12 protein-coding genes are annotated in these 15,838 nt (G+C 62.4%); 6 read left to right on the top strand and 6 right to left on the bottom strand.

Features of this window, described 5'->3' with window-relative positions:
- The first annotated feature begins 502 nt into the window (after nt 1-502).
- Both AYK61_RS12770 and AYK61_RS12775 read left to right on the top strand, forming a co-directional pair.
- Nucleotides 503-3,745, top strand: a complete 3,243-nt coding sequence (locus AYK61_RS12770; RefSeq protein ID WP_121871024.1) for a heterodisulfide reductase-related iron-sulfur binding cluster — start codon at nt 503-505, stop codon at nt 3,743-3,745.
- A gap of 172 nt (nt 3,746-3,917) precedes the next feature.
- Complete coding sequence (locus AYK61_RS12775; protein ID WP_259468034.1) at nt 3,918-4,907, top strand: hypothetical protein; 990 nt, start codon at nt 3,918-3,920, stop codon at nt 4,905-4,907.
- Nucleotides 4,908-4,952: 45 nt separating this feature from the next.
- Here AYK61_RS12775 and AYK61_RS12780 read toward each other — a convergent pair whose 3' ends face one another.
- The 4 genes from AYK61_RS12780 to sbnA are packed head-to-tail and all read right to left on the bottom strand — an operon-like array spanning nt 4,953 to nt 9,922.
- Nucleotides 4,953-6,389 carry an L-lactate permease gene (locus tag AYK61_RS12780; RefSeq protein ID WP_183130254.1) on the bottom strand — a complete coding sequence of 479 codons (1,437 nt, stop codon included), beginning with the start codon at nt 6,387-6,389 and terminating at the stop codon, nt 4,953-4,955.
- Nucleotides 6,386-8,026, bottom strand: coding sequence for an FAD/NAD(P)-binding protein (locus AYK61_RS12785; protein ID WP_121871025.1), 1,641 nt, complete (start codon nt 8,024-8,026; stop codon nt 6,386-6,388). The genes AYK61_RS12780 and AYK61_RS12785 overlap by 4 nt, the downstream gene beginning before the upstream one ends.
- Nucleotides 7,980-8,933, bottom strand: a complete 954-nt coding sequence (locus AYK61_RS12790; RefSeq protein WP_121871026.1) for a 2,3-diaminopropionate biosynthesis protein SbnB — start codon at nt 8,931-8,933, stop codon at nt 7,980-7,982. The genes AYK61_RS12785 and AYK61_RS12790 overlap by 47 nt, the downstream gene beginning before the upstream one ends.
- Complete coding sequence (gene sbnA / locus AYK61_RS12795) at nt 8,930-9,922, bottom strand: 2,3-diaminopropionate biosynthesis protein SbnA (protein ID WP_121871027.1); 993 nt, start codon at nt 9,920-9,922, stop codon at nt 8,930-8,932. The genes AYK61_RS12790 and sbnA overlap by 4 nt, the downstream gene beginning before the upstream one ends.
- 138 nt (nt 9,923-10,060) lie before the next feature.
- On the opposite strand from sbnA, the gene AYK61_RS12800 reads away from it, so the two are divergent.
- Together AYK61_RS12800 and AYK61_RS12805 are read left to right on the top strand one after the other, a co-directional pair.
- A complete protein-coding gene (locus AYK61_RS12800; RefSeq protein ID WP_121871028.1) occupies nt 10,061-10,942 on the top strand; it encodes a LysR family transcriptional regulator in 882 nt (293 codons plus the stop codon).
- A 292-nt stretch (nt 10,943-11,234) separates the two neighbouring features.
- Entirely contained in the window at nt 11,235-11,504 is a 270-nt protein-coding gene (locus AYK61_RS12805) for a hypothetical protein (RefSeq protein ID WP_121871029.1), read from the top strand.
- Here the strand turns inward: AYK61_RS12805 and AYK61_RS12810 are convergent.
- Nucleotides 11,497-13,410: a prolyl oligopeptidase family serine peptidase gene (locus AYK61_RS12810; RefSeq protein ID WP_121872707.1), complete on the bottom strand. Its 1,914-nt coding sequence runs from the start codon at nt 13,408-13,410 to the stop codon at nt 11,497-11,499. The genes AYK61_RS12805 and AYK61_RS12810 overlap by 8 nt on opposite strands.
- Before the next feature lie 101 nt (nt 13,411-13,511).
- Here AYK61_RS12810 and AYK61_RS27855 point away from each other — a divergent pair, with 101 nt between their 5' ends.
- A complete protein-coding gene (locus tag AYK61_RS27855) occupies nt 13,512-13,637 on the top strand; it encodes a hypothetical protein (RefSeq protein WP_259468035.1) in 126 nt (41 codons plus the stop codon).
- 109 nt (nt 13,638-13,746) lie between these two features.
- Here the strand turns inward: AYK61_RS27855 and AYK61_RS12815 are convergent, their stop codons facing one another.
- Nucleotides 13,747-14,484 carry an SOS response-associated peptidase gene (locus AYK61_RS12815; protein ID WP_121871030.1) on the bottom strand — a complete coding sequence of 246 codons (738 nt, stop codon included), beginning with the start codon at nt 14,482-14,484 and terminating at the stop codon, nt 13,747-13,749.
- 102 nt (nt 14,485-14,586) lie between these two features.
- Between AYK61_RS12815 and AYK61_RS12820 the strand changes: the two genes are divergently transcribed.
- The gene (locus tag AYK61_RS12820) at nt 14,587-15,837 is read left to right on the top strand and encodes a pyridoxal phosphate-dependent aminotransferase (protein WP_032396087.1); all 1,251 of its coding nucleotides are present in this window, start codon (nt 14,587-14,589) and stop codon (nt 15,835-15,837) included.
- Nucleotide 15,838: the final 1 nt, after the last annotated feature.

A 15,838-nucleotide genomic window follows, 5' to 3' on the forward strand; every position in this document is an offset into this window, starting at 1 on the left:
GCGACTTATGGTGCGCTCAGGAATTGTAACGTACGAATCGGACCGGTCGTTGTCCTTTTGCAACCCATCCGCTGCCTGTCAGTTACCCACTGTCACAAACATTTTGGATATTCGCAGCACAGCGGCTCGAGTCACGTCATGCTGAGGTCGGAGATGTCGATCGTTCGAACGATCGAGAAACACCGGGCGCGTGATCCCACCGGCAACAGGTGGGTCTCCGCGACATACGGCCGCGCGCAGGGAGTAGGTAAGGACTGCCTTCTCGACAGCACCTCGACGGCCTACGCATACGGTGATCTGCGAGACAACCTACTGACGAGTTCAGCCCGCCCGTCGGACGGCCTCATTTCAGCACCCACCAGCATCGCTTCACCCGGTGATGCTAAGTTACCCGTCAGTACAGCGAAATTGCTACTGGCGAGTAACATAGACCGTCATCCAGCTCTACGGGCTGAACCCGCGGTAGCCCTTCCAGCTGCCACCTTTAGCGAAAGGCCGCGACATGAACGCCCTGACGATCACGTTGGGCACAGTCGGTGCTCTGCTCAGCCTCGTGTGTTGGTACGTCTTCATTCGCGGGGGCCTGCGGATGTTCAACATCGTGCGCATCGGCCAGCCGGCACCCGACCGCTGGCGACCGATAGTCCCTCGCTTCAAGCAGATGATGATCGAGTTCCTTGCCCACACCAAGATGGTCAAGTTCCGCACGGTCGGCTGGGCGCACTGGCTGGTCATGATCGGCTTCATGCTCGGTGCCATCGTCTGGTTCGAGGCCTACGGTCAGACGTTCAACCCGGAGTTCCACTGGCCCATCGTCGGTGACACCGCGGCGTACCACCTCATCGACGAGTTGCTCGGCCTCGGCACCGTCATCGGCATCACCACGCTGATCATCATTCGCCAGCTCAATCACCCGCGGAAGCCCGAGCGTCAGTCTCGCTTCGCCGGCTCCGGGTTCAAAGCGGCCTATTTCGTCGAAGCCGTCGTCCTCATCGAGGGCTTGGGCATGGTGTTCGTCAAGGCAGGCAAGATCGCAACGTATGGGCATGGGAACCCGTACACGGACTTCTTCACGATCCGCTTGGCCGAACTGCTGCCCGCCAACTCGAACATGGTCGCAGTCTTCGCGTTCGTCAAGCTGATGTCCGGCATGATCTGGCTCTACATCGTCGGTTCGCGCATCAACTGGGGTATCGCGTGGCACCGCTTCACCGCGTTCCCCAACATCTACTTCAAGCGCATGGACGACGGCACCGTGGCCCTCGGCCCGGCCAAGCCGATGATGTCCGGCGGCAAGGTCCTCGAGATGGAAGAGGCCGACCCCGACGTCGACGCGTTCGGTGCAGGCAAGATCGAAGACTTCAGCTGGAAGGGCTGGCTCGACTTCACCACGTGCACCGAGTGCGGCCGCTGCCAGTCGCAGTGCCCCGCCTGGAACACCGGCAAGCCCCTCTCCCCCAAGCTGCTGATCATGTCGCTGCGCGACCACAGCCACGCCAAGGCCCCGTACCTGCTGGCCGGCGGCAAGAAGGACATGGCTGGCGACGAGGTCGGACTCGTCGACGCCGAGGGCAACGTCGACCAGAAGGCGCTCGACGCCATCCCGCAGAACGCTCGCGACGAAGCCGATCGCAAGCTCGTCGCCGACGCCATCGAGGGCGGCATCATCGATCCCGAGGTGCTGTGGAGCTGCACCACCTGCGGTGCCTGCGTCGAGCAGTGCCCGGTGGACATCGAGCACGTCGACCACATCATCGACATGCGCCGCTACCAGGTGCTGATCGAATCGGAGTTTCCGTCCGAGCTCGCAGGTTTGTTCAAGAACCTCGAGAACAAGGGCAACCCGTGGGGTCAGAACTCCAAGGACCGGCTCAACTGGATCAACGAGATGGACTTCGACATCCCGGTCTTCGGCCAGGACGCCGATTCGTTCCAGGACTACGAGTACCTCTTCTGGGTCGGCTGCGCCGGTGCCTACGAGGACCGCGCGAAGAAGACCACCAAGGCCGTCGCCGAGCTGCTCGCCACAGCAGGCGTGAAGTTCATGGTGCTCGGCGCGGACGAGACCTGCACCGGCGACTCCGCTCGCCGCGCAGGCAACGAGTTCCTGTTCCAGCAGCTCGCCATGCAGAACATCGAGACGCTGAACAACGTCTTCGAGGGTGTCGAGCAGAACAAGCGCAAGATCGTCGTCACCTGCGCCCACTGCTTCAACGCACTCGGCAACGAGTACCCGCAGGTCGGCGGTGACTACGAGGTGGTCCACCACACGCAGCTGCTCAACCGCCTCGTGCGGCAGAAGAAGCTGATCCCGGTGGCCTCGGTCAGCCAGGACATCACCTACCACGACCCGTGCTACCTGGGCCGTCACAACAAGGTGTACGACGCCCCGCGTGAGCTCATGGCCGCGTCGGGCTCCAACCTCAAGGAGATGCCGCGCCACGGTGAGCGGTCCATGTGCTGTGGTGCCGGTGGCGCACGCATGTGGATGGAAGAGAACATCGGCAAGCGCATCAACATCGACCGGGTCGACGAGGCACTGGCGACCAACCCGAAGAAGATCGCCACGGGTTGCCCGTTCTGCCGAGTGATGCTCACCGACGGTGTCACCGCACGTCAGGAAGGCGGCGCACACGAGGGCGTCGAGGTCGTCGATGTCGCGCAGCTGATGCTCGAGTCGATCACCCGCGTCGAGTCCTCGGTGCTGGCCGAGAATATCAAGGTCATCCCCCGCGAGCGCACTCCCGAGGAGAAGCTGGCGACCGAGAACGCCGCCGAGGTCGAAGAGGCCGAACGCATCGCACCCGTCGAGGAGCCGGCCGAGGCGAAGTCCGCTCCGGCAGCTCCGGCTCCCAAGGCCGGCGGCGGACTGAAGATGAAGGGTCTGGCCAAGGCTCCGGGAGCCAAGGCACCCGGTTCCGCTGCACCGGCCGACACTGCCGACGCAGAACCCGCCGCCAAGCCCAAGGGTCTCGGCATGGCCGGGGGCAAGGCACCCGGCGGCAAGGGCCTGCAGATGAAGGGCAAGGCACCCGGCGCGAAAGCGGCTGCACCTGCCGACGCCCCCGCGGCGACCGAAGCACCTGCTACCGCAGAGACCTCGGAGTCGACTCCGTCGGTCAAGCCCAAGGGTCTGGCTGTGAAGTCGGGCTTCAAGAAGCCGGGCGCGAAGGCACCGGGTAAGTCTGCCGCCGAAGCGCCGGTCTCCGAAGCGCCGGAAACCTCGGGTGAGGCTACGGAATCGGCCTCTGCTGCAACCGAATCCAAGCCGACCGTTCAGCCCAAGGGTCTGGCCGTGAAGTCCGGATTCAAGAAGCCGGGAGCCAAGGCACCGGGTAAGCCTGCCGCCGAAGCGCCGGTCTCCGAAGCACCTGCGGCAGAGGCTCCTACCGCCGAGGCGCCGGTTGCCGAGGCCACGGCGTCGGAGGCACCCGCTACCGAGGCTGCGGCCGAATCCAAGCCGACCGTCCAGCCCAAGGGTCTGGCCGTGAAGTCCGGATTCAAGAAGCCGGGTGCACGCACGCCCGGTGCGGCAGCAGCGACTCCCGCTGAGCCGAAGACTGCAGAGCCCGAGAAGGCCGAGCCGACTCCGGAAGCCGCTGCACCCGAGGTACCGAAGGCCGAGGCGTCGGACACTGCCGGTGAGGCCGCATCCAACGGCTCCGATGATCGGACTCCGCCCCAGCCGAAGGCCGGTGGACTCGGATTCGCTCCGGGAGCCAAGGTTCCGGGTCGCCGGAAGTAACCTCACACCCTTTTTACCGACTGCGCGCCCTTGCTCAATTCAGAGCAGGGGCGCGCAGTCGTCAGTAGGGGTGTGAGGTCCCCCGGCCCTCGGTTATCCACAGGCACACCAGTTATCCACAATCGGCCACTTGGGGGTTGTCGAAAGCGATTGCGCCCGAGAGCATTTCTTCATGACCCGCATAGTCTCGCGATCCGACGCTCTCTCCCGCGTAATTTCCGACGCAGAGCTGCAGCGCTACTGCCGAACGCGAGCGTGGCGTCGACTCCGTCCCGGAAGGTTCGTCAGCAGAGACAAATTCGACGCACTGCCCAGGGAAGACAAGCATCGGGTCATCGCCGAGGCCGTGTTCGACGCGACCATCGCCCCCGATGCCGTGGTCAGCCATGTGAGCGCAGCAATATTCCACGGTCTCGACGTATGGAATGCCGACCTGAGCCGAGTGCACATCACGCGCAATCGTGCCCGTGGCGGCGGTCGTAGCAGCGCCGTTCGAGCAGTGCACACCTCGCCGTACACCGACGACGAGGTCGTGGACTTCGACGGCGTGCGAGTCACAGGCCTGGCGCGCACCGTTGCCGATTGTGCTCGCTCACTTCCGTTCGATACGGCCGTCTGCGTCGCGGACTTCGCTGCGAGAACCCGCGGCCTCACCACCGAAGATGTTCTTGCAGCATTGGATTCATGCCCCAACCACCCCGGCAATCGGATGGCGCGTCGAGTCGCAGAATTCATGGACGGCAGATCCGAGAGTGTCGGGGAATCACGCGCCCGGGTGTTGCTGCATCAGCTGGGTTACAGCCCGCAACTACAGGTGCAGATAGTCGATGAGCGCGGCTTCGTCGGGCGCGTGGATTTCGATCTGCCCGACATCGAGACCGTTCTCGAATTCGACGGCAAGGTGAAGTACGGACGCTACGTGCCCGAGGGGAAGTCTGCGGCCGATGTGTTGTGGGACGAGAAGCGTCGCGAGGATCGCATCCGCGCAACCGGCCGCCAGGTGGTGCGCATCGCCTGGTCGGATCTCGATCACCCCGAGTTCGTCGATCGGAGGCTCCGCGATGCTGCCGACAGAGCGCGACGCCACCGAGCGACCTCTTTACGGACCGCGCGCCCCCGCTCACGTCAGAGCAGGGGCGCGCAGTCGTCAGAAAGTGTGTGAGGTCCACTTCCGGCTCTGCCCATCTGATTCGCTCGCGTAGCGAGCTCACAAAACGATCATCAAAGCAGCACCGATCACCATGATCAGCACGACGAGGCCAAGAATTTTGAAGCCGAACCTCAGCATGCGTGTCTCTTCGTCGCGAGTTCCTTTGCCTGCCACTGCGAGAACAAGAAGAGTCTCGGGAACGGACGCAAAAATCGAATGCCCAGCGCCACTGTTCTGCAAGGCAACTGCAGCGGAGCCAGCACCGAAGAAATCACCGATATTCTGTTGCGGAATGACCATCAACGCATTGGCACCGGTGTTCGATCCCACCAGGTAACCAGAAATCACGGCCAGCAAGGGAACGAACACAACGAAACCGATGTCACCTGCTCGACCAACCAATGCAGCGAGATCACCAACCGCCCCAGAGTAATTCATGAGTTGAGCAGCCGCGGCGAACCCGAACAAAGCAACCAGCGGTTTCCAACCGCCTTGCGCGGCAATCCGGATAGCGCTGACGTTCACATAACGCCAACCGAAACCCACGGACACGATCAGCAACGCGAGACCGGGAGAGAGCAAGGGCTCGAATGAAACTCGCCCAGCGTGCAGCGCTACCGCGGTTCCCCAACCCGTTGCAGCGTCGGCGACACGCGCAACCAAAATAAGTGCCACGACCACTAGAAACGGAGACAAGGCCCGCCACGGTGGTGCCGTGGCGGCCTGACGACGAGCTGCCAGGAGTATGTAACCGAGTACGCCGGTCACCGCCCCTGCTGTGACGCCGGCGAGTGGCACCAACCCGACGAAGTTCATACCTATGAGCACCAGCGCGAACGTGACGCCCAATCCTGCCGCAACGACGATGGTTCGGGTGCGTTCGGCTCGATCGGAGACCAGCAGCGCAGTCACGATCGCGAAGGCCGGAAAGATGGCTGCGCTGAACAACGATGATTGAAAACCGATGTCGCGGGCGGTGTTACCCGATAAGTCGGCAGCCACCGTGGTTGCCAAACCAGCGGTGCCCCAGGGCATGATCGTCAAACTGAGCATTGAGGCCAGCAAGGCCTTCGCTCGGGGTAGCAGTTGCAACAGGACCGGCACGGTGACAAGGAGCGAGACGCCGAAGCCTGTGATCGATTCGAGTGCCGGTGCAAATCCGACGGTGAGAATGACGGTCGCGGTGGCAGGACTGACGGGCCAGCGCTCGATCCACCCGACGATTGTCGCGTGCGTGCCGTTGCGACGCAGCACTTCGTTGAGCAGCAGTCCTGGGAAGATGATGAGTCCTGCATCGGCGGTCAACAGGATTCCTGCTTCGAGCGCAGGTGGGGATGCCTCCACGAGTGCGGCAGTACCGAGTACGACGGCAAACATTGCGGCGGCAGCAAGGACCGAAGCCAGCGCGACCTGCCACGCGGCACGTCGGACGATCAGTACGCCGACCACGACGATGACGGCCGGGACAAGGACGATCATCAGTTCGAGGGTCATAGTTCGACCGCAACTCTGGGCTGCACGCTGCCCACCAACTCCATGAGGATCACGTCGAGTTCTCGGTGGGCTCGAGACGGAACTGCCGGCGAGGGAATGTAGTGGTTGTAGTACGAATACCCCTCGGCAGGTGGCCCGACAACGCATATCGACTGGGGTCCAGCGCTGGTGTGCAATCGGGCTCCTTCGATACGTCCTGCAGGTAAAAGCGAAGGCGCAGCGGCAGAGGTCTCTCTGGCATCCAGGATTTCGTCGACGGTGACGACCGAGGGGACGGTCAATTGTCGTGACACGACCTGGAACCCATCGCCTACTGGTGTGAGTATGGGATCGGGGCCCGGTCCCAGTTGCAATATTCCTGACTGGTGAAGTGCGATCAACTCCGCGATGCGTTCTTTCTGCGGTCCGATGACCAGGCGGTTGATCAGGTTGGGGGTAGCGGCGAAGAATGCTGCCTTCACCATCGGGTGCGCGTCGTCCACGGCTTGGCGAATATGTTCGCGATTGGTTCGCAGAGCTTCCAGAGTGGCTTTGTAGTTGCTCTTGGGAATACCTGCTGAAGCCTCGGTCAAGTCCCATCTGGCGTCGGCAAAGACGGTTCTCGAATACGTTTCGTGATCGACCCACATCTTGTCGTCTGAAAGCTTGTTGTGTAGGCGCTGCTGTTCGCGGTCGTTCAATCGCGGCGATAGTTCATCGATGAGCATTCTCTGGGCGCTATTTCGCGGATCCGTCGACGCGGTGAAGTACTTGCAAAGGAGAGAATCGACATTGTCTGCGAACAGATCGCTCGCATGGGCTCGACCATATGGATCAGTCTCGGGTCTGGCTGCGGGCAGTTGGCCAGATCGGCTGGTGAGGGTGAGGAAGGGCTCCTCGCCGCTGGGATGGTAGGTGAAGATTCCAGCGGTGTCACGAGTGAAACGGCCGCCGCGCCCGACAGTGAGGTGCGCGACAAGATCCATGGAAGTCAGACCCATGCCCCTGAGCAAAAGTCGTCGGCGCGGAGGCACGCGGTCCAGCTCGAGCTGACGGGCGGACCGATCTGTTCCATGACCGGTGGCGATGATGACCAAGTCGTAACGCAGCTCGGTCGAATCTGTCGCCGTTCTGACAGTTGCGCCTGTAGACAGCGCGCGCACGGCGGTTGCTTCGTTGCGGTGCACCTTCACCGTGAGACGGTCGGTGTCGGTCGTGAATCGGGCCGCTGCTTCGGCGAGATACTTGCCGATCAGGCCACGAGGCAGAAAGTCCGTGCGTTCCGGCCGTCGCTCATCGCCATACTCGACCACCGTCTGGCCGTTGTCTCGAACCCATTCGTAAAACGTGGGACCCGGCGTGGTCGGGGCTCCCGGGATAACCATCTCGGCGTCGGTGTACACCGTCAGTTGGGACGCAATGGTGTTCAGTCGGATGAACTCGGGGAGGTCGGGATTGTGCACCCCCCAACCGTCCGATCGACTCGAGTCGAAGACGTCGATCGTGGCTGCAAAGTCTGTCTCGGACAAATGCGCTCCGACACGTTCGAGGGCGACCAGTCCGCGAGGTCCGAAGCCGACTATGGCAACTCGAATCATCGATCGCTCCATCCTAGAAGAACTCCACAATGGCGGGGTGTGCGGTGTTATCCAAGACATGGACAGCGGCCGCAATGTCAAGAATTCCGAGACCGAACGGCGACACTATGACCGGTCGATCGTCCAGGGACACTTCACCGGCGAGCAGTTCGGGAATTGTTCCGTTGATGAAGTCCAGGTGCCCTACTTCGCTACTTGCGAGCTGGAGAGAAGTGCCCTCGCGCACAGCATGTTCCGCGTCGTCCACGATGTTCTGTGCGTCTAGGAGAACGGAAGGTTCCAGATCACGGAGTGAGACGTGCAGGACTACTTGACCATCTCGAAAAGGACGCGACACGAACGGAGCCTGAGCGGTTGTTGCGAACACGACCAGATCCGAGTCCAGCGCTTGCTCGAGACCAAGTGTCTGAGTGACTCCTATCGAATGAGTCAGCTCAGCGGCGCGAACGGGGTCGTTGTCATGGACTGCGACGGGGGCGCTCAGGCCGAGGTGGTGAAGGTAGTCGAGGATGCTGACCCCGATATAGCCCGCGCCGATCAGTCCGATGGACCCAGGCCCGTTCCCGCGGTTTCGATAGATGGAATCCGCCGCCAACGCAGCGGATGCTGCCGTGCGGGCAGCGTTGATCGGCGAGGCCGCGATAAACGCAACGGGATAACCGGTCTGCATATCGTTGAGCACTATCGATGCGAAGGCTCTGGGACGTCCCGATTCCAGATTCGCAGGGAAGCTGGAAACCCATTTCACGCCCGCATAGTCTCGACCGGTCGAATTCGTAAACCGCGAAAGCAACGCAATAATACGGTCCGCTGGACGGTCCGCGAAACGAAGAAAGTGCGAGCGTGGGGTCTGCTCAGGGTTGACGCGGTGCGCCTTGTACGCGGCCGCAACAAGTTCCAGAACGGAATTTTTGTTTTGCAGCGCATGGGATGTTTGACTCTGATTGACGATAGAAACCGCGTTCACGGCTGGAGCTCATTTCTTGTTGGTGTTGCCGATACAGAGGGTACAACTGCGCCAAATGTTGTCGCGACCCAGCAATCGTCGAAAATTGTGTTCAAATATCGTTGACCAGAATCCGGTGAGATACCGACCACGACATCGTGTTTTTTGAAACCTGAATCGTATCGGCGAATGGCTGCCATGACGCTTCCAGTGCTACCGCCCGCCAGCAGACCGTGCTCCCTCGCGAGGCGGCGGCATTCGACAACCGCGGCCAGTTCGTCCACGAGTTCGATATTGTCGACATCGAGGCCCTGTACGTGACCTGGACGCCTGCTGGTACCAAGCCCTGGGATGTATCGCGGAGCAGGATCGTCCCCGAAAGTCACAGATCCGACAGTATCGACGGCGACCACCGTGGTAGCCGTTCCCAGACGGCTCAAATAGTCGACTACACCGCGGATGGTGCCCCCTGTGCCGACTCCGATAAACAGATAGTCGATGTGGTGAAATGCTGCGGCAAGCTCCGGACCAGTTAACGCCATGTGTGCAATCGGGTTACTTGGATTCTGATATTGGTTCAGCCAGATCGCGGTTGAGTCGGTAGCTATGATCTGATCGATAGCAGCCAAACGCGTACCGAGATACCCCCCGTTTTCATCGCGATCACACACCCGGTGGATCTCTGCGCCGTAGGCTTGCATCTCTGCAATCGCAGCCACATTGCTATTGGGATCGACTACACACCGAAACTTGTAATTTCGAGCGGCACAAATCATTGCCAAAGCAATGCCGAGGTTCCCGGACGACGATTCGATAATCAACCTTCCCGAAAGGTCTCCGTGTTTCTTCTCGGCGTCGCTGATCAGATATCGAGCGGCCTTCATTTTTACTGATCCAGCAGTGTTCAAGTGCTCGACTTTGAGGTACAACTCATCCGTGTATACGACTCCTGGTAGCTGAAGATATGGATCGAATGTGGTCAGTTCTTCCGGCCGGACGGCCAAGGTCAATCCCTCCCCGGTTTCGCTGCTGAGTGCAATGGCTCACTCATGTCATATCCGCACTACGCGCATCGAGCAGGAACGAAACTAGCTCAGCTGGCAGAGCTGGAGGTAATGCCGAATCAGCGCGCACTATGCTTCTGAAACATGGGACTGGAACTTCGTCACCTGCAGGCGCTCATCGCAGTGTCCGAGGAGGGCAGCATTTCTCGTGCTGCGCGCCGTTTGCATGTTGGACAGCCGGCTCTCTCTCGCTCCATTGCGCAGCTCGAACGCGAAATCGGAGCTCGACTGTTCGACAGAACGTCTGCCGGCGCGACGCTGACGACAACCGGTGAGGCCTACCTCGTCAGGGCCTCGCGGGCGATCTCGGCGTTCGATCTGGCCGTGCAACCTCCCGAGTCGGTGGGCACAGTCATAGTCGGCTACGTGTGGTCGGCCTTGGGATCTCTGACCAACACAGTGTTCGAGACGTGGAATGCCACCAAACCACAGGAGCAGTTGATGCTCAAGAGGTTCGCGAGCCGCACCTCCGGTGTCGAATCGGGAGAGGCCGACCTGGGGATAGTTCGGCAGGGAATCGCCTCGGTCAGCTTTTCCAGCTCGTTGTTCGGTGAAGCAAGGGTCGTCGCACTGTCCCAGCGGCATCGGTTGGCGGACCGTCCGGAGCTCGCACTCTCCGACCTTTCGGACGACATCATCGTGCTCGATATCATGTCGGGCACAACCACAATGGACCTATGGCCTGCCCATACCCGTCCCTTCAGTCGACCGATCGAATGTGGATCGGTGGACGAATGGAACCATCATGTGTCGCTGGGCCACGGAATCGGAATCACAGCCGAGTCGACGCCACACATGCACCCTTATCCAGGGATCGTCTACGTACCCATGAAAGCGACGACGCCGCGCATCGAAGTCTTCTGCATCTGGGACAGTCCCCACTTGACCCCGGTCGCTACCGAATTCTGCGCAATGGTTCGGACGGTTCACAAACATCAGCTCACCTCGAAATCCGAACCTTCCTAGGCCTGCGCGTCAGCGACATGTCCGAAGCGGATGGATAAGGAATCGACTTCGTCTGACCTCGAGCAGCACAACCAGCTCAGACGACCGCGATGCTGCCGACAGAGCGGGACGTGGCAACCGAGCGACCCTTCTACCGACCGCGCGCCCCCGCTCACGTCAGAGCAGGGGCGCGCAGTCGTCAACAGGGGTGTGAGGTCCCCCCACTCCCACTGCATCCCCCCTCGGAAGTGGCCGAATCGGACATCGTGAGTATGGTCGGACTCGAAGGCGTACCGACAAGTAGGGAGCAGGCATGACCGACGACGCGGACAGGCTCTTTCGCCGCTACGACGAGTGGTGGACGGCTCTGTCACCGGACGATCGAGCGCACGTCGAGCAGTGTTGCGAATCCGGCCGCACCGACGAGCGCCTCTGTGCACTCATCCGCGAACACGACGGCCCATCGAAGGCAGCGTTCGAGGCGGGCAGCAAATTGTCCGAGGGCAACAGCAAGTACTGCGCTATCCCCAGCGCGCTCCTCGAATTCCTGGAAGCGAAGCGCGCGCACCCGCCACTCAGCTAGAGGGACGCCACAGCTCCAGCTGTGGAATTCCGGGCGGCGTGAAGCCCATGACCTGGCCGTAGAAGGACAGTTCGGATTCTCGCGCGTTCACCTGTGTTTCCAGTTTGCGGAATCCGTGCGACTCCCCCGCATAAGCCAGGTAGGCGTGCGGAATTCCCTTCTTCACCATGGCATCTCGGAACCGTACGGCCTGTGACGGCGGCACGATCGGATCGTCGAGCCCCTGCAACAACAGCACCGGGCAGGACAGTCCGTCGACGTTGTTGACCGGCGCACGGGTGCGGTACAGGTCGATGGCCTCGGGCAACGGTCCGATGAGCCCGTCGATGTAGCGGGACTCGAAGTCGTGGGTCTCGGCGACGAATAGCTCCAGCTCGGCAACACCGAAGTACGATGCGCCGCAAGCGAACACGTCGGAGGATGTCAGCGCGGCCAACACCGTCCAACCGCCTGCGGATCCGCCTTCGATGGCCAACCGGCGTGGGTCGGCGAGTCCGCTGTCGGCCAACCCCTGCACCGCGGCGATGGTGTCCTCGACGTCGACCACTCCCCACTGCCCGCGCAGTCGGTTGCGGTATTCGCGGCCGTATCCACTCGACCCGCCGTAGTTCACATCTACGACGCCGATGCCGCGGCTGGTGAAATAGGCGAACAACGGGTTCAGAGCGGGGGCGACGTGCGCGGTCGGGCCGCCGTGAACGAACGCGACGTACGGTGGCAGTTCGCCGTCCAACCCCTCGTACGACGGGTTGCGCGGCGCATAGGTGATGGCGTGCACCTCACGGTTCGGCCCCTGGAATGTCACCTGACGACCCTCGGGCAGGTATGCGCTGTCGGGTACGGATTCGAAACCCGAACGTACCGAGGTCAGTTCGCCGGATTCCAGGTCGAGGGCGAACAAACCGGCGGCCACCCGAGCTCCGCCGCACTTGAGGAGCACGGTCGACCCGGAGCGCCCACCGAGCCCCACCGAGGTCACACCGTCGAGCGCGATGTCCTCGAGTGCCCCGGATGCCGAATCGAGTACCGCGAGGGTGTCGGTGCCGACGGCGCGCACGGTGAGCAGCTTCCCGTCGTCGAGCACGGAGTACCAGCTCGATCCCAATCGCCACAGCGGAGCCCCGAAGTCGGCGTCGAGCGCCCGAAGCGGTGTGACCGATCCGTCGAGCGTGACCGAATACAGGTTCCACCAACCACTTCGGTCGCTGATGGCGTACAGCGATTGGTTGTCGATCCATTCCGGCTGCATCACCGATTCCTCGGTCGAGCCAAGGAGCACGGTCCATGCGCCGGGATCAGCGAGGGAGGCAACGCGTAGTTCGGTTCCGTCCCAGGGCATCTGGGGGTGGTTCCACGCAATCCATGCGATGCGGGTGCCGTCGGGTGAAAGTTTCGGGAACGCAAGGAAGTCCGAGCCCGCCACCAGCGAACGCACCCCGCTGCCGCCGAGATCGATCGCCACGATGTCTCGTGACACCGCACCTGCGTCGTGCATCTCGCGAACTGCGATCACGTCGGTGCCGACCACCGAGAGATCGGCGTACCGGATGCTCGACGCCACAGCCGGTTTCGGAGTCAGCGGCACGGGTGCGCCGCCGGGGGTGAGTCGGTAGACGCGTTGATCGGAGAATTCGGCGAACACCAGGTCGCCGGCCGCCGTCGCGGTCCAGGCTCCCCCGCCGTATTCGTGGACGCGGGATCGGGCGTTGAACGGCGCGGGCAGAACAGGCTGCACTTCTCCGTCGACATAGCGGCAGATGGCCGTCCGGCCCTGTTCGGCGGGCCGTAGTTCCGACCACCAGATCTCGCTGCCGACGAAGCACCCACCCTCGACGGGGTGGCCCGCCGACGACAGATCTGCTGCGGTGATGGGCGAGGGCCAGGATCCGAAGGCGAGAGCAGTCACGCCGTCCACCCTAGTGAACTGACGTGCACGTAACGCGTTGTTCACCGGCCCTTCAACCGTGACCCGGATGATAGGAGTCAAGTAGCACTAGGGGGAACACCATGCGCCGGACCACTACCCATTCGGTGGACCACGAGATTCTGACATTCGGCCGAACCTGGCGTGGGTACGGCGGTGGCAGCGACGAGGACATCTACGTGGCATTCGGCGTCGACGCGCGTACCTAATTCCAGCGATTGCGTCGAATCCTCGATTCGCCCGTCGCCGAGGAGCTGTCGCCGGACGAGCGGGCCGCGATTGCCGACATCTGCCGGTTGCGACTCGCCTGAGCCGGCGCTACACCGGCGTCAGCAGCTCCGGGCTGTTGTTCTTCACGCTGTTCACCGCGGTGCTCACCTCGTAGGGCTCGAGACGTGGTTCGGGGATCGCGGCCAACATGTCCTGAACCGCGCCGAGGTCGGTCACGGTGGGATCGAGCCAACTCGCGCGCAGATCAGGTGGGAGTACGACGGGCGAGCGATCGTGAATGTGTCCCAGCGCGTCGGCAGCCGGCGAGGTCAGCACGGTGACCGACCAGACCCAACGCGACTCGTCGTCCTCGGCCTTGGTGGGGTCTCGCCACAGCTCGTACAGGCCCGCCATTGCCAATACGCCCCCAGGAGTGGAGCCTGCGGAACGACCCGTGTCACCGTCGTGTAAGAAGTACGGCACCTTCGCGCCGTCGCGCTTCTCCCACTCGTAGTAGCCGTCGGCAGGGACGATGCATCGCCGACGGCTTGCTGCCTTCTTGAACGACGGCTTCTCGGTGATGGTCTCGGACCTGGCGTTGATCAGCCGGGAACCGATTTTCGCGTCCTTCGCCCACGACGGGATCAGGCCCCAGCGCACCGACCGCAGTTGCCGCACGGCGTCGGCCTCGGGTTCGTCCTTCGGCGGCCGTTCGAGCACCGTCCGGACCGTCTGTGTGGGGGCCACGTTGTAGGACGGCGGCACCTCCGCGCCGACGGTCTCGGCGATGTCGAACACCGCCTGCAGGTCGCTGTCACTCCGGGTACTGGCATACCGTCCGCACATGGAACGAGATTGTTCCACCTGGCACCGACAACCCGAGCGAAACAACCCCGCGCGAAACAACCTTGTGGAAACCGATACCGCCCACCTGGCACGATGTGACGGGTGACCACTCCGCAGATCCATTCCCAGCCGCGATACCGCACGTTGCAGCAGTCGACCAAGCTGCAGAACGTGCTGTACGAGATCCGCGGACCGGTACACGCCCACGCTGCCCGCCTCGAGGCCGAGGGGCACCGCATCCTCAAGCTCAACATCGGCAATCCGGCACCGTTCGGATTCGAAGCTCCCGATGTGATCGTGCGGGACATGATCGCGGCGCTGCCGGTGGCCCAGGGGTATTCGGAGTCCAAGGGCATCCTGTCGGCCCGCCGGGCCATCGTGACGCGCTACGAACTCGAACCGGGCTTCCCGGAGCTCGACGTCGACGACATCTACCTCGGCAACGGGGTGTCCGAGCTCATCACGATGACGATGCAGGCGTTGCTCGACGACGGTGACGAGGTGTTGATCCCGGCCCCGGACTACCCGCTGTGGACGGCGATGACGACGCTGTCCGGCGGCAAGGCCGTGCACTACATGTGCGACGAGGAGAACGGGTGGAATCCCGATCTGGCCGACATCGAGTCCAAGATCACCCCGAAGACCGTCGCACTGCTGGTGATCAATCCCAACAACCCGACGGGCGCGGTGTACTCGAAGGAGGTGCTGCAGGGCATCGTCGATCTGGCACGCAAGCATCAGCTGCTGTTGCTCGCGGACGAGATCTACGACCGGATCCTCTACGACGACGCAGAGCACACCTCGCTGGCGAGCCTGGCTCCCGATCTGCTCTGCCTGACGTACAACGGACTGTCCAAGGCGTATCGAGTGGCCGGTTACCGCGCCGGATGGCTAGCGATCACCGGACCGAAGGCGCACGCCGCAGGTTTCATCGAGGGTATCGACCTTCTCGCGTCGACGCGGCTGTGCCCCAATGTGCCAGCGCAACATGCCATTCAGGTTGCACTCGGCGGATATCAGAGCATCGAGGATCTGATCCTGCCCGGCGGCCGCCTGCTCGAGCAGCGCGACGTCGCATGGGAGAAGCTCAACGCGATCCACGGCGTCTCGTGCGTCAAGCCACGGGGTGCGCTGTATGCGTTTCCGCGCCTCGATCCCGAAGTGCACGAGATCTACGACGACGAGAAGCTCGTCCAGGATCTGCTGCTGCAGGAGAAGATCCTGGTGGTTCAGGGCACCGGATTCAACTGGCCCGGCCACGATCATGTGCGCATCGTGACGCTGCCGTGGGCACGAGATCTGGCGGTGGCGATCGAGAGGTTCGGTAACTTCCTCGCGTCGTACAAGCAGTGAG

Origin of the sequence: Rhodococcus sp. SBT000017 (genome assembly GCF_003688915.1) — a bacterium.
Taxonomy (GTDB): Bacteria; Actinomycetota; Actinomycetes; order Mycobacteriales; family Mycobacteriaceae; genus Rhodococcoides.

Bases quoted from the DNA above. Each gene is read 5' to 3' on its own strand.
- AYK61_RS12785 (WP_121871025.1), bottom strand. From the start codon at position 8,026: ATGTCTTGGATAACACCGCACACCCCGCCATTGTGGAGTTCTTCTAGG.
- AYK61_RS12770 (WP_121871024.1), top strand. From the start codon at position 503: ATGAACGCCCTGACGATCACGTTGGGCACAGTCGGTGCTCTGCTCAGC.
- AYK61_RS12800 (WP_121871028.1), top strand. From the start codon at position 10,061: ATGGGACTGGAACTTCGTCACCTGCAGGCGCTCATCGCAGTGTCCGAG.
- AYK61_RS12780 (WP_183130254.1), bottom strand. From the start codon at position 6,389: ATGACCCTCGAACTGATGATCGTCCTTGTCCCGGCCGTCATCGTCGTG.
- AYK61_RS12775 (WP_259468034.1), top strand. From the start codon at position 3,918: ATGACCCGCATAGTCTCGCGATCCGACGCTCTCTCCCGCGTAATTTCC.
- AYK61_RS12815 (WP_121871030.1), bottom strand. From the start codon at position 14,484: ATGTGCGGACGGTATGCCAGTACCCGGAGTGACAGCGACCTGCAGGCG.
- AYK61_RS27855 (WP_259468035.1), top strand. From the start codon at position 13,512: ATGCGCCGGACCACTACCCATTCGGTGGACCACGAGATTCTGACATTC.
- AYK61_RS12805 (WP_121871029.1), top strand. From the start codon at position 11,235: ATGACCGACGACGCGGACAGGCTCTTTCGCCGCTACGACGAGTGGTGG.